The 17,479-nt window shown below is 71.8% G+C and carries 16 protein-coding genes; 5 read left to right on the forward strand and 11 right to left on the reverse strand.

The features are described 5' to 3' along the window. Positions 1-185 precede the first annotated feature (185 nt). The gene (locus CKO31_RS19090) at positions 186-422 is read left to right on the forward strand and encodes a hypothetical protein (protein ID WP_200240550.1); all 237 of its coding nucleotides are present in this window, start codon (positions 186-188) and stop codon (positions 420-422) included. Between the two features lie 133 nt (positions 423-555). Here CKO31_RS19090 and CKO31_RS19095 read toward each other — a convergent pair whose 3' ends face one another. From CKO31_RS19095 to CKO31_RS19120, 6 genes are all read right to left on the reverse strand, one after another. Then, a complete protein-coding gene (locus tag CKO31_RS19095; protein WP_200240551.1) occupies positions 556-2,706 on the reverse strand; it encodes a heavy metal translocating P-type ATPase in 2,151 nt (716 codons plus the stop codon). A gap of 88 nt (positions 2,707-2,794) precedes the next feature. Continuing rightward, positions 2,795-3,394 carry a GNAT family N-acetyltransferase gene (locus CKO31_RS19100; RefSeq protein WP_200240552.1) on the reverse strand — a complete coding sequence of 200 codons (600 nt, stop codon included), beginning with the start codon at positions 3,392-3,394 and terminating at the stop codon, positions 2,795-2,797. A gap of 90 nt (positions 3,395-3,484) precedes the next feature. Beyond that, positions 3,485-4,825, reverse strand: a complete 1,341-nt coding sequence (locus CKO31_RS19105; protein WP_200240553.1) for a CmcI family methyltransferase — start codon at positions 4,823-4,825, stop codon at positions 3,485-3,487. Further along, on the reverse strand, positions 4,822-6,240 hold the full coding sequence (locus CKO31_RS19110; RefSeq protein WP_200240554.1) for a DUF3326 domain-containing protein: 1,419 nt from the start codon (positions 6,238-6,240) through the stop codon (positions 4,822-4,824). Before CKO31_RS19110 ends, CKO31_RS19105 begins: the two co-directional genes overlap by 4 nt. A gap of 92 nt (positions 6,241-6,332) precedes the next feature. After that, a complete protein-coding gene (locus CKO31_RS19115) occupies positions 6,333-7,949 on the reverse strand; it encodes a flavin monoamine oxidase family protein (RefSeq protein WP_200240555.1) in 1,617 nt (538 codons plus the stop codon). Next, the gene (locus CKO31_RS19120) at positions 7,949-9,370 is read right to left on the reverse strand and encodes an aminotransferase class I/II-fold pyridoxal phosphate-dependent enzyme (RefSeq protein WP_200240557.1); all 1,422 of its coding nucleotides are present in this window, start codon (positions 9,368-9,370) and stop codon (positions 7,949-7,951) included. The genes CKO31_RS19115 and CKO31_RS19120 overlap by 1 nt, the downstream gene beginning before the upstream one ends. A 271-nt stretch (positions 9,371-9,641) precedes the next feature. Here CKO31_RS19120 and CKO31_RS19125 point away from each other — a divergent pair, with 271 nt between their 5' ends. The 4 genes from CKO31_RS19125 to ilvE all read left to right on the forward strand — a co-directional run bounded on the left by CKO31_RS19125 (position 9,642) and on the right by ilvE (position 13,547). Next, positions 9,642-10,250 carry a DUF697 domain-containing protein gene (locus CKO31_RS19125; protein ID WP_200240558.1) on the forward strand — a complete coding sequence of 203 codons (609 nt, stop codon included), beginning with the start codon at positions 9,642-9,644 and terminating at the stop codon, positions 10,248-10,250. A 126-nt stretch (positions 10,251-10,376) separates the two neighbouring features. Further along, positions 10,377-11,768, forward strand: a complete 1,392-nt coding sequence (locus CKO31_RS19130; protein ID WP_200240559.1) for an OmpA family protein — start codon at positions 10,377-10,379, stop codon at positions 11,766-11,768. Further along, positions 11,768-12,511: a hypothetical protein gene (locus CKO31_RS19135; RefSeq protein ID WP_200240560.1), complete on the forward strand. Its 744-nt coding sequence runs from the start codon at positions 11,768-11,770 to the stop codon at positions 12,509-12,511. Before CKO31_RS19130 ends, CKO31_RS19135 begins: the two co-directional genes overlap by 1 nt. Before the next feature lie 37 nt (positions 12,512-12,548). Further along, positions 12,549-13,547 (forward strand): branched-chain-amino-acid transaminase, encoded by a 999-nt coding sequence (ilvE, locus tag CKO31_RS19140; RefSeq protein ID WP_200240561.1) that lies wholly within the window; start codon positions 12,549-12,551, stop codon positions 13,545-13,547. A 169-nt stretch (positions 13,548-13,716) separates the two neighbouring features. Here the strand turns inward: ilvE and CKO31_RS19145 are convergent, their stop codons facing one another. The 5 genes from CKO31_RS19145 to CKO31_RS19165 form a co-directional block, all read right to left on the reverse strand. Next, positions 13,717-14,619 (reverse strand): Uma2 family endonuclease, encoded by a 903-nt coding sequence (locus CKO31_RS19145; protein ID WP_200240562.1) that lies wholly within the window; start codon positions 14,617-14,619, stop codon positions 13,717-13,719. 380 nt (positions 14,620-14,999) lie between these two features. Beyond that, positions 15,000-15,818 (reverse strand): DUF481 domain-containing protein, encoded by an 819-nt coding sequence (locus tag CKO31_RS19150; RefSeq protein ID WP_200240563.1) that lies wholly within the window; start codon positions 15,816-15,818, stop codon positions 15,000-15,002. A 305-nt stretch (positions 15,819-16,123) separates the two neighbouring features. After that, positions 16,124-16,276: a hypothetical protein gene (locus tag CKO31_RS19155; protein WP_200240565.1), complete on the reverse strand. Its 153-nt coding sequence runs from the start codon at positions 16,274-16,276 to the stop codon at positions 16,124-16,126. Positions 16,277-16,522: 246 nt separating this feature from the next. Next, positions 16,523-17,065, reverse strand: a complete 543-nt coding sequence (locus CKO31_RS19160; protein ID WP_200240566.1) for a DUF6036 family nucleotidyltransferase — start codon at positions 17,063-17,065, stop codon at positions 16,523-16,525. Further along, positions 17,052-17,387: a hypothetical protein gene (locus CKO31_RS19165; RefSeq protein ID WP_200240567.1), complete on the reverse strand. Its 336-nt coding sequence runs from the start codon at positions 17,385-17,387 to the stop codon at positions 17,052-17,054. Before CKO31_RS19165 ends, CKO31_RS19160 begins: the two co-directional genes overlap by 14 nt. Between the last annotated feature and the right edge of the window lie 92 nt (positions 17,388-17,479).

The following is a 17,479-nucleotide window of genomic DNA, read 5'->3' on the forward strand; positions in this document are numbered from 1 at the left end:
CGGTGGAGGGTCACGAGCACGGCTTATGCTCTGCCGGCAGCACTGCGAAGCCAATCGTGATCAATTGGCGTTCACAAAGCGAGTCTTGCCCTGGACAAACCCGCATAGGCTGCCGACCCGTCAGTCCGCTTGACGCACCGGCGACCGGCGCTGACGATCTCCCCTCCTCTTTCGGAACATCTGCCATGCGCCGACCCGAGACCTTCGCACCCAAGACCCGTGGCAGGCGGGCAGCCGCCCTGGCCCTGTTGTCGTTGAGCGACGATTTGGCCATTGCCGCCGTCACCCACGGACGCTGGGCTGCGGGTCGTGCCGTGGTCCTCGGACCGAAGGGGATTCTGCTGGGCTGTGCGCTCGGCATCGCCACCGGGCTCGGCTGGGCAGCCGTGGCGCGCCTGCGCAGCCCTGGCCGGCGCGGTTGAGATCTTGGCCAGTCCCGCGGCAGTGCCGCCATAGGCAACTGCTCGCGCGGGACAATCCCGATGACACCACGGACGGCTGATCGTCCAACGCCACTCATGATCGGTCGCTGGCCCGTCGTGGGCAGCAGCGCGGTCACCCGCGCCTCGTCGGGGAAGGCGCTGCGCCGGAAGTCGCATGACCGACGCGCTTGCCGGCCCCGACACGCTCGCCGCCATCGCCCACCGCCGGCGCCGCCGCCGGCGGCTGCCGCACCAACGGCAGGATGCTGTTGACCAGTCCCGCGGCGGTGCCGCCGTAGAACATTGCCATGCTGACGCCGAGCGGGATGTGCAGCAGATAGATGGCGGCAATGTTGGCGACACCCGGCGCGATGCTGACCAGCAGGTTGCGGCGCATGGTGCGCTCGAAGTCGTGCGCCAGCTCGAACAGTGGCCGCATGGAGGCGAGGCTGCCGTCCATGAAGATGACCTGCGCCGTATCCGTCGCTGCGGTGGAGGCGCCCTTGAGCGAGATGGACACCTGCGCTGACTTGAGCGCCACCGCGTCGTTGATGCCGTCGCCGACGAAGCAGACGCAGCGCCCCGCCTCGCGCAGCCGGCGCACATGCTCGGCCTTGTCCTGCGGCAGGGTGCCGGCAAAATAGCGGTCGACGCCGAGCCGGGCGGCGACCTGGCGGGTCGGCGCCTCGCCGTCGCCGGAGATGATGCAGGTCTCGATGCCGCGGACGTGCAGCCAGGCCACCAGCGCCCGGGCCTCCGGCCGGATGCTGGGCGCAAGCGCCAGGATGCCGGCGACGGCGTCGTCGATGCCGACGTAGACCAGCGCATGGCCGGTGTCGCGGGCCTGCTCGGCGATGGCCTCGGCGATGGCCGCGGCGCCCGCCGGCAGCCCCAGCCCTTCACGCTGCATGAACCGCACGCTGCCGACACGCACGGTCCGGCCCGTCACCTGCACGCGGATGCCGAAGCTGACGGCATAGCGGCTGTCCTCCGGCACCTCGGGGGTGAGGCCGAGCGCCGCAGCCTTGTCCCGAATCGCCCGCGCCACCGGATGCGTCTGGCGGTGCTCGGCGCTGGCGGCGAGCCGAAGCAGCTCGGCCTCGTCGCGGTCGCCGAGCAGATGTACGCGGACGACCTCCGGCTGCTCGGCGGTGAGGGTGCCGGTCTTGTCGAAGACGACGGTGTCCACGTCGCGCAGCGCGTCCAGCACGCGCCCGTCCTTGATCAGGATGCCGCGGCGGGAGAAGAGCTGGAGATAGTTCAGCACGCTGATGGGCGCCAGCGCGATCATCCGGTAGCCGAGCCCGGACCAGAGCACCCCAAGGCCGGCGACCGGCCCCAGGATCGGCATGGTCACGAGGCCCGCCGCCAGTTCCAGCGGCACCAGCCGATCGGCGATGCGCCGCCCGCGCAGCACCAGCAAATCGGTGTAGCCCTGCGTATTCTCCAGCAGCCGGCCGATGCCGGCGGCGACGGTGGCCTCGCCGGCGGTCTCCACCCGCACCGCCAGGCGCCCGGCCAGCACCAGGGTGGCCGCAAGCACGGGCTCCCCAGGGCCGCGGTCCACCGGCTGGCTCTCACCGGTGAGCAGGTGCTGATCGACGCTGGCGGCGCCCTCGGCCACGGTGCCGTCCACCGGGATGACCTCCCCGGCATGGACCACCACGAGGTCGCCGGGCTTGAGGCGCTCGAAGGCGACTTGGGTCTCCACGCCGTTGTGCGCCACCCAAACCGTCGCCGGATGGCCTGAGAAGGCGTCCGTCAGCCGCCGGTGGGAGCCCGACTCCGCGCGCAGGATCAGCTTGGAGACCAGACCGGCGCCCAGGGCGCCGATGGCCGCCGGCACCAGGTAGCCGGTGAGCAGCATGCCCACCACCACCAGCAGCGACACCGTGTGCGCCGTGATCACCCGGCCGCGGCGCAGGTCCGCTCCAATCACGCCGAAAAGCTCCCGGGCGATCAGCAGCACGGCCGCGCTGCCGGCCAGGTAGAACAGCGGCGAGACCGGCGCCAGCAAGCCCAGGCCGATGGCGCCAGCGGCGAGGCCGGTGCTGGTGGGCCCGGTGTTGGCACGGTCGCCCGGCTCAGCGGGTCCGGCGGGGTCCAGGCCCTGCTGGAGCCGCGCGCGCTCGTCGCCCCGCAGCGCCGCGCCCAGCTCCCGCACCAGGGTCAGCGGCGCGAAGCTGCGGCGGCCGCGTCGGGACGCGAGCGTATCCTCGCCAGCACTGCGCGCAGCGATGACAAGCTGGCGTGCGCGCCGGCGCCTCGGGTTGGCTCCAAGCACGGTGCCTGTCAGCGCCCGGATGGGCCTGCCCCGGGCAACCTCGGCATCTGCGCCACGACGCTGCCGGGCGCACACGGCTGGGGACGGTTCATCGGGAGGTGCCCGACGGCGTGCGCCGAGCGGACCAGTCCGTGTGGGTCTGCTCCAGCCACAGCATGTCCGCGAGGCTGCCGCTTGGCATCGGCCAGGAGGCAGGCAAGCGCTCCCGGACGCGAAAACCGAGCCGCCGGCCCAAGTTGATCGATGGTCGGTTGGTGGTCAGGACCGCCGCCCAGAGCCGTTGCGCAGCCAGGCGCCCGAAGGCGTAGTCCACCGCCGCTGTGATCGCAGGTCGGCCGTAGCCGCGCGATCGCTGCACCGGATCAACCATCGCAACACCGATCTCGTAGGAGCCGAGCGCCGGGTTGCCGCCCTTGAACGCCACATAGCCGATGGGCCATGGCCGCGACGGCACGTGGATGCCCAGCAGAACGGGCGAGGTCGGCTTGGACTCCGGCAGCACATGGAGCGAGATAGCCTCGACGAAGGCCGCCACCTGCGCGGGGTCGTCGGCATCGAAGGGGCGGCTCCAGCACATGCTCTCCAGCAGCGCCGGATCCGTCGCCTGGCGGATGAGCTGGCGCAGGCCCACGTCGTCCAGCGGCGCCAGGGTGGGTGCTTCGGGTCCGCGATTGCGTCGATGGGGCATGGTGGTCACCGGACAGCGGTCTATGCGGCGTCGGGGTCGGGATCGGCGTGGAGATCGGCGTCGGCGTCGCTCGGCGCAGTGGCCGCGGCGTCAGCGCATGACACGCAGCACCCCGTTCCAGGTCTTGGACGCGTTGTAGCCGAACAGGTCCTGGTACCAGGTGTCGATGCGGTACCGGGCCTCGTGCTCGATGAGCCAGGTTCGCAGGTCCGCGATCTTCCGGCGCACCTGATCGAGCACCTGCTGGTCCGGCCAGTCGCTCCAGGCGTCGATGTGGTCGATGCTGGTGTCCTCGACGATCAGGTAGTCGCCGCGGCGCAGGCCGTGCTGGTCCAGCCAGTCGAGCGCTGCCGGCAGGTCGAGGTCGTGGGCGTCTTCGAGCACCAGCCAGGGATGCGGCAGCTCGGCCAGCAGCGCCGCGGGCAACAGGTCGGCCAAGCGGTTGCAGTCGCCGGTGAGGCAGCGCACGCCGGGGTGGTTGCGCACGGCGGGGTCGACGCTGCCCGGGTCGCGCTCGATGGTGAGCACCGGCGCCCCGTCGCCTTGGCCGACCACCCCGTTCAGCGCCAACAGGTCCGCATACCAGAGCGCGGCGCCGCCGTGGGCGGTACCGAGCTCAATGACGGTACGGATCTGTTGCTCGGCCATCAGCTGCGGCAGCATGGCCAGCTCGAACGGTCCCTTGTCCATGGTCACGCCGCGCCAGCGCACATCGGCCCAGCGCTCGGTGGTGGGCCGGGCGGCGGCGGCGGGGATGTCGCTGCGCTGCTCGCGGGCCGTGATCGGCACCCAGCGGGGCGGCCCGCCGGCGGCCTGCCAGGCGATGGCGTGGATCGGCTGATCGCCGTAGACGCGGGATTCCAGCCGGTCCAGGATCTCGCCGTCCAGGCCCGCCAGGGTGGTCGTAAGCGCCGCGAGCACGGCTTCGCGGGCGGTGAGCACCAGCACCCCGCCCGGGGCCAGATGGCCGGCGAGGCAGGTCAGCTCGGCGCTCCCGCAGTGGCCGGCCGCGAAGACGCCGGTGGCGATGATGCCGGCGAAGCGCTCCTCGGCGCCGAGCACGCCGGGCTCGGCGATGGCGCCGACGCGGAGCTCGCGGTAGACGCCGCGGTCCGCGGCCAACGCCAGCATGCCGGGAGAGAGGTCCAGCGCGATCAAGTTCCGGAAGCCGGCGGCGGCGAGACCGACGCCGGCCAGGCCGGTGCCGGCGCCGGCGTCCAGCACCGGCGCGTCGCGGCTGCCCAGGAGCCGCCCGAGCAGGCCCGCGGCCCACTGCGGGATGCCGTCCCAGTCCGCGGCGACATCGCCGTCGTAGCGCGCGGCCCAGTGGTCGTAGCGCCGGGTCAGCTCGACGCGGTCCGGCGCGGCACAGATCCAGTCGAGCCAGGCCGGCGCGCCGCCGGCGCCCGACTCGGGGGTAGCGTCGCTCATGCCGCCGCCGAGGCCCGCTCGGCCGGATTCAGCATGATCGGCTCCACACCCTGGATCGGCCGCATCAGCGCCGCCGGAGCGATGCCCTCGCGCATGGCCAGCAGCAGCCCGGCCGCCTCGGCATAGCTGGCGACGGTGTAGACGGGCCGCCCGGGCCCCAGCTGCTCCGGCGCGAGGCCAAGGCATTGCGGCGTCACCCGGCCGGTGGTGTGGTTGCCGCGTACCAGGATCACCGGAATGCGCCGGTCCAGCGCGACGAAGAACGGGATGTTGCCGACGGCGGATTCGGGCATCACCACGGCGCGCACCTGATCGGCGGTGAGCCGCTGCTCGCCGACCCGGTGCGGTGCCGTCGCCGGGATCAGCGCCGGCGAGCGCGACAGCCCGCGCACCATGGAGCAGAGAAAGGCGCTGGAGATCAGCTCGGCGCCGTCGCGCGGGTCGCCCAGAGTGCCGAAGCAGGTGTGCGCGGCCTCCAGCAGCAGCGGCGAGTGGGCCGCGGTCATGCCGAAATAGCTGGTGGCGGTGTGGGTGAGGATGGCCTCGGCGGAGCCCCAGGGGTTGGGGATGGGCTCGCCGCGGTAGTAGGCCTCGCGCACCGGCTGCGGCACGTCGATGGAGGAGACGACGCCGACGGCACGCGCGCCGCTCGCATGCGCGTGCTCAAGCGCATCAAGCAGCGCGCCCAGATCGCCGTATTCGCCGGTGGCATGGCCGTGCTCGGCATAGCGGCTCTCGGTGCGGATACGCCCGGTGAAGACCACCGGGTCCACCTCGACGCCGGCGACGGTGCGCATGGCGTTGACGGCGTTCAGCACGTTGCGTCCGAAGTCGTCCTGCACCGGCTCCTCCACCACCAGCCCGACCCGGCGCTGCGCACCGACGCCTAAGTCCAGCTGGCCCAGCATGAAGCGGCAGAGCAGGTTGCCCTCCAGGTAGCCGACGTTGTCCGCCGCGAAGTACAGGTCCGACGCCGTGACGGCGTTGGGATTGGTGATGAGATGGTCGCAGGCGGCGGCGAGCAGGTTCGTCGCCGGGGTCGCGTCGCCGGCGAAGCCGCCCACCTCGGCGCGGATGCCGGTGGGCAGCAGGCTGACCACCACGTCCGGCGCACCACTGGGTGCATGGGCACCCGGTGCCGGCGTATCCGCGAGCAGCCCGGGCCAGGCAGGCTCACGCCGTGTCTCCACCAGCGCGGCGTCGAAGACCAGCCGCTCGTCATCGGCATCGATGCAGATGAGCCGCACCGGCTCGGCATTGCCCAGGGCGTCCTGCAGCCTTGGCGCCAGGCCCTGCCAGGTGCGCGCGGCGGGCGGGCATGGGATCTGAACGATGCGGGTCTCGACGGCGACGGGGGCGCCCGCCGGTTGTGCGATCGACGTGCCCGGGAGGCTGCTCGTGGCTGCGTGGCTCATGGCGGGGTCCTGCGGTTTTATGTGGCTTGCCTGTGGCTGTTCGGGGCGAATGCTGGAGGCGGATGCTGGGCTGACCTTCGGCGCGGCGGGTCTCAGCCCGGGCGCGCATGAGCGGGCGGCGGCGCTGCTGCAATGCCGGCGACGGCGGCGAGCGCGCTCTGCACGGCGCCCTGCAGCGCCGCATGGGCAATGGCCAGATGCTCGCCGGCGAAGAAGACCCGCGGACCGTCCTCGGGCCAGGGGCGGACCAGCTGCGGCTGGAGGTGCTCGCGCTCGCCGGGCGGGAAGAAGGCGTAGGCGCCGAAGGCGGTGCCGCTGCGCTCTGCGCCCAAGCCCGGCGTGGACGGCGCGCGATGGTCCCAGCACAGGTGCGCCAGGGCCTCGATCTCCTCGGCGATGCCGGGATGCAGCAGTTCCAGGTCCCGCAGCACGGCGGCATCGCGCTCGGCGGGGGCCAGCTCCGCAAAGGCCGCGGCGACGGACTCCCAACGGTAGCCGGCGACGAAGGCGGCGGGGGCCTCGGCGGCGGCCGGATCGCGCACACACCAGGCGGGCTCCCCGGGGCCACCGGGGCGGGCGTTGTCGGCGGGGTACCAGCATTGCTGGATGGACAGGTCCGTGCGGCTGACGCCGCCGGCGATGCCGTCGTCCACCTCCCAGCGCCGGCGCCGGGCCAGGGCCACGCTGCGTGCGGACGGGCTGTAGGGCAGCCGTGCAAGGGCCTGCGCCTGCGCCCGCGGCAGCGCCGGCGAGAAGCGCAGCGCCGTGACAGCAGGTGCCGGCGCGGCGACGATGGCGTAGTCGAAGTGCAGATCCGGCGGCGCCGTCACTGCCTCGCCGGCGATGCGCAGCAACAGGCCCTGCGGCTGCCGCTCGATGGCCACCACCGGGCAGCCGGTGAGCACCGGCCCCGCGAGCCTTGCGGCCAGCGCCCGGGGCAGCGCGTCCATGCCGCCCGCGAGGGTCTCGTAAGGCCCTGTGCCCCAGTTGAGATCGTCGATGAGCCCGGCCAGGGCCGACACCCGCCGGTAGTGGCGCATGCCGGTGGCATGGCCCACAAGGTGGCAGCTCACCGGGTCCAGCCGCCGGGCGAAGAGGTCCGGGAAGGCCAGCCGGTCCAGTGCCTGAAGCCGCTCCGGCAGCCGCGCCGCCGTGAACATGGCATGCAGGTCGTCGGCGTCCAGATGGGCCAGGACCGCGTCGATGACCGCGTCGTAGAGCACGCCGGGGTCGCTGCCGGCGGCGGGCGGCTGATCCGCCCACAGGGCCGATGGCTCGTCCATGCGGCAGCGCACGCCGCCGATGTGATACAGACCCGCCGGGTTGTCGCTGACGTGCGGGCGCGTCTCGAGCCCAAGGGCATCGATGTAGTGCCGCACGCAGCCATGGTGGGCGCCGATGCGGGTGGCACCTAGCTCGGCGTGCCGGCCATCGTCGAAGCGATGGGTCCAGATGCGCCCGCCGAGCCGGCCGGAGGCCTCGAAGACCACGACGGCATGCCCGAGCTGTTCCAGCTCGTAGGCCGCCGTGAGCCCGGCGATGCCGCCGCCGATGATGGCGACGTGCTTGCGCGGGCCTGGCGCGTCCTGTCCATCCAACGGGCCGGGATGGGCAAACCAGTCCACGAGCGGCGGCTGCGGGCGCCGTGCCGCCGCCGGGCTGCTGCCCCGGGGCTCGGTTTTTGTCTGGCGCGCCGGCGTGTCGGCCATCACGCGCCCGCTTCTGCGGCGTCGTCCACGACTGACACGAGCCGCTGCGCCCCAAGGGTGCGCAGATGCCAGTCGCCGATGACCTCGCCGGGCAGCAGTGTCGCGGTACCGGGCGGCAGGCGCGGGTCCGGACGCTCGGGATCGGGGGCGCTCAGCCCGTCCAGATCCGGCGTCTCCGAAGCGACCGGGGCGCGGGCGGTGCGCCCGAGCGCGGCGGCCAGCGGCAGGGTCTCGCCGCCCGCGAGCCAGGCCGCCCGCGGGCGCGTTGCGAAACGCCGCTCCGGCATCGCCAGCAGCGCCGGCGCCCGCGACTGGGGCAGGTCGCTCAGCGCTGCCCGCACGCTGTGCAACGCATCCGCCGCCCGTGCGAAGTCCGCCTCCTCATGCGCCGGCGAGAACACCAGCAGCACCTCGTCGACATTGGCGTACTCGTGGTCGAGCCCGGCGGCGAGCAGGCGCCGGGCGAGGTCGAAGCCGTCGGTGTTGTCGCTGCGCAGCACCAGCTTGCGCGGGTCCGCGCAGGCGGGGTCGCGCCACAGGGCCGGGTCCGCGGCGGCGTCCAGCTCGGCGGCGAGGTTGGCCACCCGCTCCGTGAGCGCCAGCATCGCGTCGTGCAGCGCGCCGCCCGGCAGACCGGCATGGAGCGCCGCCTCGACGCTCGCCTGGATCAGGTTGCTGCGGCTGGTGGTGTCGATCAGGTCCAGCGCGTCGCGGACGTGGTCCGGGTCGAGCCGCGACCCCTGGGGCACGTGCAGTACCGCCCCCTGCACCAGCGCGCCGGCGTACTTGTGGGCGCTGTGCACCACCAGGGTGCAGGGCAGGTCCAGGGCGGATGTCGCGGTGCTGCCGGGGCCGGACGGCAGGCCGCGCAGCTGGGAGCCGTGGACCTCGTCCACCACCAGGTCCACGCCGAGCGCCAGGCAGCGCTCGGCAATGGCCGCCAGGTCCAGCCGCTCGCCGCGGTAGGTGGGTGCCGGCAGGATCATTGCCGGCGGCGGATCGCCGGCCAGGAAATTCAGCACCTCGCCGCTGCTGGGGCTCGCCCGGCGCGACGGGATGGGCTCCGGCGCCAGGTCCGCCAACACCAGCCCGCGGCTCACGGCCACGTGGCAGTCGCCGGCGACGGCGACGCGCCGGGTGCGCCGGCCGAGCGCCAGGCAGGCCGCCAGCAGACCCTGGGAGGCACCGTTGGTGAGCAGCAGGCTGGCGCGCACGCCGAGCTGATCGGCCAGCCGGTCCTCGGCGTCGCGCAGCGTGCTGCGGCGCAGATAGGGCACGTCCCGCGGCAGGTGCTCGGCACAGAGCCCGGCGACGCTGGTGAGCCGCCCCTGGTGCGCCGGGAAGTGCGCCTGTACGACATCGGCACAGGCGCCGCTGCCCAGGCGTTCCGTCAAGCTTGGCCGGTCGGCCTCGTCTGCCATCAAGCTGCCTCGTGTGGCTGTCTGACGTGCCGCAGGCGCACACAGGCGCACACAGGCGCCCGGAGAGCTGCGGAGATCGTCATCGTACGGACAGCCCGGCCCACCCACGGGACAAGGCGTTGTGACAACCATGCAGACTCTTGCGTCTCGCAAGGGCAGCACCGCTTGATGGGCATTTCCCGATTAGCATCGCAGCGATTCAACAATCGGCCTTGATCACGATTCCGTTCAAACGCGGGCGCACCCTGCGTACGGCCTTGCGGAGAACCCCATGTCTGAGCCCGACCTGCCTGAGCCCGACGCGGCGCCCTCGGACCCGGCGGTGGCGCGTGCCGTGGCCGCCGCCGCCGCGGCCGAGCGGCTGACGCGCGACATCGACGCCGAGGTGCAGCGTGAGCAGGCGGAGAACCTGATCAAGCGCCACATGCTCGCCGCGGCGGCGCTGGCGCTGGTGCCCGTGGCGGTGGTGGACGTGGCGGGGCTGGTGACGAGCCAGATCGCCATGGCGCGGGCGCTGGCGCGCTGCTACGGCGTGCCCTTCGACGCGGTGCGCGCCCGGGCGGCGGTGCTGTCGCTGCTGACGGGCAGCGCGCCGGCGCTGTCGGTGCTCGCGCTCAGCTCCGGTGCGAAGCTGATACCCGGCATCGGCACCCTGGCCGGCAGCGGCAGCATCGGGGTGGCCGGCGCCGCCATCACCTATGCGGTGGGCCGCGTGCTGGTCCATCACTTCGCGCAGGGCGGTACCCTGCCCGGCTTGGATGCGGCCCGACTGCGCGGGCGCTTCCGGCGCGAGCTGCGTAATGGCCTGCGGCTCGCGAAGCGGTCCGTGTCGGGCAGCCGCAGCGCTGCGCCCGCGGAGCAGCGCCATGCGGCGGACTGAGCCCGACCCCAGTCCGGGTCTGACCCCGGCGCTGCTCACGCTGCCGGTGCCGGCCCCGGTGTCGGCCCAGTCGCCGACCCCGCTGTCCGGGCGTCCCGCCCACCCGGGCGCCTGAGGGGGATGCCGATGCCGATGCGCGCCCTGGCGTTGTCGTCCGCTGGACTGCTGCTGCTGGCGGTGCTCTACGCGCTGGCCCTGCCCAGGCTGGCCGAGCGCATCCCCGAGACCCTACGCGAGACGGCGGAGGTCCGGCTGGAGACGGCTGGGCTTACCTGGATACAGGTGCGCGCCGATGGCCGCGACCTGCTGCTGCACGGCCCGGCGCCGAGCCCTGCCGAGCAGCGCCGCGCGGTGGAGCTGGCCGCCGGCGTGCCCGGCGTGCGGCGGGTGGTGGACGAGATCCAGCTGCGCGCAGTGTCACCGTACCGGCTGTCCATGACCCGGCAGGACGATGCAATCGCCGTCTCCGGCTATATGCCCGACCAGGCGAGCCTGGATGCGCTGGCCGGGCAGGTCCAGGCGCGGGGTGGCGCCGGTGCGTTGGATCTCGAAGTCGCCGCCGGTCATCCGCCCGGCTGGACGGCGCTGGTGAGCGCGCTGATCGAGCCGATTACAGCGCTGGATCAGGCCAGCGCCGAGCTGGCGGATGGGGCGCTGTCCATCGCCGGGGTCACGACCTCCGTGGACACCAGGGATCGGGTCCTTGCGGCACTGTCGGAGCTGAAGGCAGAAGGCGTCACCGTCGACGCGGAGATCACCGCAACCGTCTCTCCCTACACCATGACCCTGACCAAGGCGGACGGGACACTGGCGGTGCGGGGCTTCGTGCCGGATGGGGCGAGCAGCCGGCGCCTGACCCAGCACCTGACCCGGCGCCCGGCAGGACCCGAGGCGACCACCGCCGGCACCACAGAGGTCGCGCTGCGCGAGGCCACCGGCGCCCCGGACGGCTGGCTGAAGCTGGTGCAGGTGCTCGTGGACGCGCTGCCGCGCTTCGACCACGCCGAGGCTCAGCTGTCTGACCGCCGGCTGCGCCTGGCCGGCAGCCTGCCAACCACCGCCGAGCGGGACCAGCTCGTCGAGGCCCTGCGCACCTTCGAAGCACAGGGCTATGCGCTGGACCTGGACCTTTCGGCGGCGGATGCGGCGGCCCTGCGCTGCCAGGCGCGGCTCGACGAGCTGCTGCTGACGCCCATCCTGTTCGCGCCCGGACAGGCCCGCATCGGCGCGGACAGCGACGCCCTGCTGGAGGCGCTGGCGCAGGCCGTCATGGCCTGTCCCGACGCCCGGATCCGCATTGCCGGCCACACCGACGACCGCGGCCGACCCGAGGCCAATCTGCGGCTCAGCCGCGAGCGTGCCCAGGCGGTGGCGGCGCGGCTCATCGCGGCGGGCGTCGAGCCCGCCCGCATCACGGCGGTGGGCTACGGCGACGAGCGACCGGTGGCCGACAACGCCACCGCGGCGGGTCGGGCCAAGAATCGGCGTATCGAATTCGACGTGGAGGCGAACCCCTGATGGGCGACCTGATCATCGAGCTCGCGCTCGCCTTGCTCGCGGCCACGCTCATCGGCTGGCTCATCGGGCGGGTCCTGTGCAAGAGCGGCGAATACGACGAGCGCGCGGCGCGGCGGCGGCTGGAGACGACACTCGCCGAGCGCGACAAGACACGTGCGATGCTCCAGGACACCGCCGACGGGCTGCGCACGCAGCTCGGCGAGCAGACCCGGGCCGCCGCCGGGGCGGAACAGGAGCAAGCAAGGCTCCGGGGCCGGCTCACGGCCGTGGAAACCGAGGCGAAGGACCTGCTCGACCGCATCGAGGCGCTCGACGTCTGCAACGCCCGCCGCCACGCCCTGGAGGCGGAGCTCGACGACCAGCAGGCCCTGGTGCTGGAGCTGCGCGCCACCTGCGACACCCAGGCGCAGCAGATCCGGGCGCTCACCGGCGAGCTGGACGGCGCCCGGACCGAGCTGGCGGCCGGTCACACTGAGCAGCAGCACAAAGACGCGGAGATCAGCGCCGGGAGACGGCGCCACGCGGAGCACGAGGCACTGATCGCGACCCTCGAGCAGGAGAAGTCCGACCTGGAGCAGGCGCTGCGCCGGCTCGGCCCCGAGCACGACAGCTGCCTGGCGCGGCTTCAGGCGCTCGCGGCGGCCGTCGAGGCGCTGCATCAGCGCATTCGCGAGCGCGCTGCTCCCCGCGGGCGCCGCCGGCCGGATTCCCGTGCGGCGTCGGGCGCAGAGGGGCGCCCCTAGACAAATCGACTCACAACGCAACCGGAGGCACTGAGCAATGCGCAGCACACGCGGCGTCATCTGGCACGACGGGCGATTCCAGGACTGGCATGCCGCCCGCACCCATGTCATGAACCACACCCTGAACTACGGCATCGGGGTCATCGAGGGCTTGCGTGCTTACCCCGGCGACCGGGGCAGCGCCATCTTCCGGCTGCGGGACCACACGCGCAGGCTGTTCGAGTCGGCCCAGATCCTCGGGATCGATGTGCCCTATGGCTTCGATGAGCTGATGGCCGCGCAGCGCGATGCCTTGGCGGCAAGCGGGCTCGATGCGGCCTATGTGCGGGTGACGCTCTATTGCGGTGTCGACGCGCTCGGGCTCCATGCAGATGACGGGCATCCGGATTCCGACGATGCGCAGCATCCCGCGGCTGCCGATGACAAGGATGACTGGCCCCAGGACGCCGCAGGCGGCCTGCGCGCCCACTGCGTCATCGCCGTCTGGCACATGGGACCCTACTTCGGCGCCCGGGCGCTGGACGCAGGCATCCGCGTGCGGGTGTCCTCCTACAGCCGCCACCACGTCAACAGCACGCTCTGCCGCGCCAAGGCCACCGGCAATTACCTCAACTCCATGCTCGCCTACCGGGAGGCCACCCGCGACGGCTACGACGAGGCGCTGATGCTGGACCACACCGGCTTCGTCATGGAGGGCAGCGGCGAGAATGTCTTTCTGGTGCGCGACGGCGTGCTCTACACGCCCGAGCTGACCGCGGCGCTGGACGGCATCACCCGGCGCTCCATTATCACGCTGGCGCGGGAGGACGGCATGCAGGTGATCGAGAAGCCCATCACCCGCGACGAGGTCTACATCGCCGACGAGGCCTTCTTCACCGGCACCGCCGCCGAGGTCACACCGATCCGCGAGGTGGACGGGCGCAGCATCGGCAGCGGCACCCGCGGGCCGATCACGGAGCGATTACAGGCGCACTTCTTCGACGCCGCGCATGGGCGGCTCGACGCGCACGGGGACTGGCTGAGCCCGGTCCGCTGACCGACGCGTCACTCGCGGCCATTGCCGGCGCGGCGCTCCCCACGCCGGCCGCGGGCTTGTCGATGACGAGCGCGGAGCGGACCACATTGCCAGAGTCCCGCGGCGACCGACCTGCGCTCGATGCGCCGACACGGGCGCCTGCGCGGTGACTGCGCCACCGGTTGCCGAGTCAGCGCAGCTTCAGGATGGCGGCGACCAGCGCCTGGTCGATGTCGAGCGCACCGGCGATCTTCGCCGGGTCGAGCCCGAGCGCGTGCAGCTTGGTGACGGCGGCGACGCGGGTGGCGTCGCGCTCCGCTTCGGCCTGGTGGCGGGCCTGCTCCTCCTGCCGGCGCGCCTGTGCCTCCTGGCGCCGGGCCTGCTCTTCCTGTTGCCACCATGGGTAAATGAAGCCCCGGTAGACGGGGTCGTGGCGCAGCGCCTCGAACGGCGTGCGCGCAAGCAAGTCGCGGATGCGGAATTGGAAGCCCGCCAGGAGGCGGGAGCGCACGATGCCGTCGGCGCCGAGGATCGACCGGAAATCGTCGTCGTCGCCGGCGCGCGCCAGAAAGCTCAGGCAGTCGGGGTCGTGGTGGAGGATGGAGTACTCGCGCACGCCGCCTTGCGCATAGTCGCGGCGCTTGTGCACCTCGTCGCGCTCGCGCGTGGCACGGTCGCTGTCGGACAGGGACTCGATGCAGAGATCGAAGGTGCCGCGATAGGAGCGGTCGAGGTCGCCGAGCTGGACGGCGTTGTCGCTGCACACGACGCCGAGGTCCGGCTTGCGAATGACGACGCGATCAGGGAGCGCGAGCCGAAAGCCATGGTCCAGACCGGTGTATTGGGCGACGGGGTGGACCTTCAGGAATTCCGCGAGCAGGGCGCAGAGCCAGTTGTAGATCCAGAAGGTCAGGTTGTCCGACAACCGCTTCTCCTGCAGGCGGCCGTTGTTCCACTCGTAGCGTGCGCCGCGGAATTCGTAGTAGTAGGCCCAGTAGTCGGCCTCGGACACCCGGCGGCCGTCGGCGTCCATCAGCTCGGCGTCGGAGGGCTGAACGTCGTCCTTGGGCAGGGCCTCGGCGGTGACAGGCATATCGGCACCCCTTGGGCGTGGCGCGACGGGTTGGCGAATATCGACCCGTCAAGCCGTTGAGTCTTGCGAAAACGCTAGAGCGAGAACCTGTGCGCGTCAAGCGGCAAGGGCTGATCCGGCGCTGGGGCGCCCCCCATACCGTGCCCACCGCATCGCGCCCGCACCGCGGCCGCCATCGTGTTGCGCGATGGGGCAGCCTCGGTGGCAAAGCACTGACGCGCCCGGCCGACGGCAACGCCGATGCATTCGCGTTTCCCGCGCGGGGCAGTCAGCCCCGCCAATCTCAGCGGCCTTAGTCTCTGAAAATGCAGGAACCCGGAAACCGCGTTTCCGGGCTCTGTCCGATGACTGGCCAGGATGGCCAGTCAAGGGGGATCTCCCTAGAATCCTGCCACCAGATTGACGCTGGTGAAGGTGTCGGTGCTGTCGATGCCGGGTGGTGTGAAGCTGTTGTTGAGCACGGTGTAGCTCAGGCTCAGCGCCAGGTTGTCGGTCATGGACACCTGCAGCGACGTGATGGACTCGGTGAAGGTGTTGTCGGACCCGGCCATGACCGAGAGGTCCTGCCGGAAACTGGTGTTGTCGGTGAGGCGCAGGCCGTAATTGAAGGCCCCGCGCGCCACGGGCTCGTCCGAGTCGGGCGTGTCGTCCGTGAACCGCGTCATGCGATAACCGCCGCCCAGCTGCAGCGTCAGGGTCTGGCGCTCGGTGTCTATCAGCGCATGGCCCAGGCCGATGGTGGCGGAGTAACGCGACTCGATGTTCGAGAACGGGTCGCGGTCATAGCCCAGAAAGCCGAACGCGAAGGTGCGCCGGGTGAAGAAATACTCCGGCTTGTAGCCGGCGGCGTAGCGCTCGGTGGTGGTCTCGCCCTCGGAGTCGGCGAAGCGCGCCTCGGCCCCCAGGAAGTGCCGCCACGGAAAGGCCGTGTAGCTGATGAGCAGGTTGGCGTTCACGTTGTTGCTGTCGCTGTTGCCGCTGGAGGCGGCATAGCCGAGCTGCGCCTCGCCGGCCCAGGCGGGCGGTGCGTCCGGCCTCGGCAAGTCACGCAGCGTGAAGAGCTTCTTAGCCGATTCATTGCCGCTCACATCGGCGCCGACGGACTCCCCGCCGGAGACCTGTGGTGGCGGTGGGGGTGCTTCCTGGGCTAGGCCGGCCGCCGGGATGCCCAGCAAGCCCGCGAGCAGCGCCGCCAGCATCCGCGGCGCCGGCGCACGGTCGCCGCGGCGCGCAGGTGCAGCGGGCCTTGGAGGCGTCCCTGGGCGGCTTGGTCGGCGGCATATCGTCTGTTTGTCTTGCATTGCGCTGCGTCTCCCGGTGTCGTGCCGCGCCCGTCTGCGGCGGCTGGTACGCAGCGCACTCTAAGCCGTCAAGGTCCGACACCGGCGGCGTGGTTGTTGTCTGGGCGAGAGCTTTTGTTGCGCTGTGGAAACCCCGGCTCGTGGCGCGCCGCGGCGCTGCGGGTGCTGCTGCGCGTGCGCCCCACGCAGCGAGCAGGAGCAGGTCAGATATCGAGAAACCAATCAGTCTTTGGCACCTCCCGACCCGGAAACCGCGTTTGCAGCGCCCCGCGCATGGCCTCGGCATCCCCGATGGAGTCCACCAGGGAGAAGTTCCATTTGGCCTGGAAGTTGGCGAGGCCGTGGGGAAAGCGCATGGTGCCGCCTCGTTCGGGCGATGAGCCCGTCGCGTTGCGCCGGCAGCGCGCGGGCCGATGAGGTTCAGCCGGAATAGGGCATGGACCGCAGTGCGACAACGCGCGCTCGCGACCGCTGCCACGGGCGGAGCGGTCGCTTTCCACTGGGCCAAGCAGCGGCTGCTGCGCACGACGACACGGCGCCTTGGGGGCAGCAGCGCCGAGAGCCAAGGGAGCCCCCTCCTCGACCCTCGGCCCTCCGTAAGCCTAGTTCTCGGGTCGAGGAGCCCCGAAGTCCCGATCGATACGCGCCACGACGATCTCGCGGATCTCATCCGCCATCGCGGTTACCGCGAGACGTTCGAGCAACGTTACCTTGCTGACCAGACCCGCGGCGACCACCGCCCTGGTGAAGCTCAGGTCTTTCGGGCGGCCGGCGTAGTACTTAGAAATCAGCAGGTCATGGACATCCAGGCAGAGGCCGCGTATGCCGCGGGTGTTCTCGTTGCAGATGGGCACCAACCGCGCCTTCCAGCCCTCGGGCAGCTTGGCCGTGGTCTCTTCGACGCCGTCGGCGTAGTAGCCGAAGGTTTCGTGAAACGGGGAGCCCTCGCCGATCACGCCGTCGATGAGGTTCCAACGCTCGGGGTGTCGCGTCGGGATCAGGTCGGCCTCCATGGATTTCAGCGCGTCGGCCGGAGCACGGGGATGGGTCGCGAGGATGGACTGGCTGCCGATGACGATCAGCGTCTCTTCTTCGGCGATTGCCCCCGCGGCGCGCAGCAGGTGCTCCAGCTCATCTCGACGCACCCGGGGCCTCCTTGATGAGCTGCCAGCGCTCCCGTGGCGACAGCGCGCCGGCAAAGGGTGAGCAGGAGCGGAGCCGGATCGCATGCTCGGAGGACTCTGTCAGGATGGCGACGACATCGTCCACCGGACCATCGAGAATCGCCTGCCACTCGACGAGCCAGGTCGGCGGTACGTCGTCCCCGCGGATCGCGGCCCAACGATGCAGGTTCGACTTGGCGTGGTCGATGAGCCCCGGGTCGTCGGCGAGGCGCTCGGCGATGCGCCGGTGCCGGGCCAGTATGCGGTCTTCGATGATGCGTTGCGCGTTGGCTGCCGAGGTCATGGCAGAGAGATCCGGCTTGCGGGCCGATGCTGTGAAGCCAGCATAGGGCATGGACCGCAGTGCGACAACGCGTGCTCACGACCGCAACCTCC

This window comes from Thiohalocapsa halophila (assembly GCF_016583825.1).
GTDB lineage: Bacteria > Pseudomonadota > Gammaproteobacteria > Chromatiales > Chromatiaceae > Thiohalocapsa > Thiohalocapsa halophila.

Coding starts and splice junctions, on each gene's coding strand:
- CKO31_RS19090 (WP_200240550.1), top strand. CDS start 186: ATGCGCCGACCCGAGACCTTCGCACCCAAGACCCGTGGCAGGCGGGCA.
- CKO31_RS19100 (WP_200240552.1), bottom strand. CDS start 3,394: ATGCCCCATCGACGCAATCGCGGACCCGAAGCACCCACCCTGGCGCCG.
- CKO31_RS19105 (WP_200240553.1), bottom strand. CDS start 4,825: ATGAGCGACGCTACCCCCGAGTCGGGCGCCGGCGGCGCGCCGGCCTGG.
- CKO31_RS19110 (WP_200240554.1), bottom strand. CDS start 6,240: ATGAGCCACGCAGCCACGAGCAGCCTCCCGGGCACGTCGATCGCACAA.
- CKO31_RS19115 (WP_200240555.1), bottom strand. CDS start 7,949: ATGGCCGACACGCCGGCGCGCCAGACAAAAACCGAGCCCCGGGGCAGC.
- CKO31_RS19120 (WP_200240557.1), bottom strand. CDS start 9,370: ATGGCAGACGAGGCCGACCGGCCAAGCTTGACGGAACGCCTGGGCAGC.
- CKO31_RS19125 (WP_200240558.1), top strand. CDS start 9,642: ATGTCTGAGCCCGACCTGCCTGAGCCCGACGCGGCGCCCTCGGACCCG.
- CKO31_RS19130 (WP_200240559.1), top strand. CDS start 10,377: ATGCCGATGCGCGCCCTGGCGTTGTCGTCCGCTGGACTGCTGCTGCTG.
- CKO31_RS19135 (WP_200240560.1), top strand. CDS start 11,768: ATGGGCGACCTGATCATCGAGCTCGCGCTCGCCTTGCTCGCGGCCACG.
- ilvE (WP_200240561.1), top strand. CDS start 12,549: ATGCGCAGCACACGCGGCGTCATCTGGCACGACGGGCGATTCCAGGAC.
- CKO31_RS19145 (WP_200240562.1), bottom strand. CDS start 14,619: ATGCCTGTCACCGCCGAGGCCCTGCCCAAGGACGACGTTCAGCCCTCC.
- CKO31_RS19150 (WP_200240563.1), bottom strand. CDS start 15,818: ATGCTGGCGGCGCTGCTCGCGGGCTTGCTGGGCATCCCGGCGGCCGGC.
- CKO31_RS19155 (WP_200240565.1), bottom strand. CDS start 16,276: ATGCGCTTTCCCCACGGCCTCGCCAACTTCCAGGCCAAATGGAACTTC.
- CKO31_RS19165 (WP_200240567.1), bottom strand. CDS start 17,387: ATGACCTCGGCAGCCAACGCGCAACGCATCATCGAAGACCGCATACTG.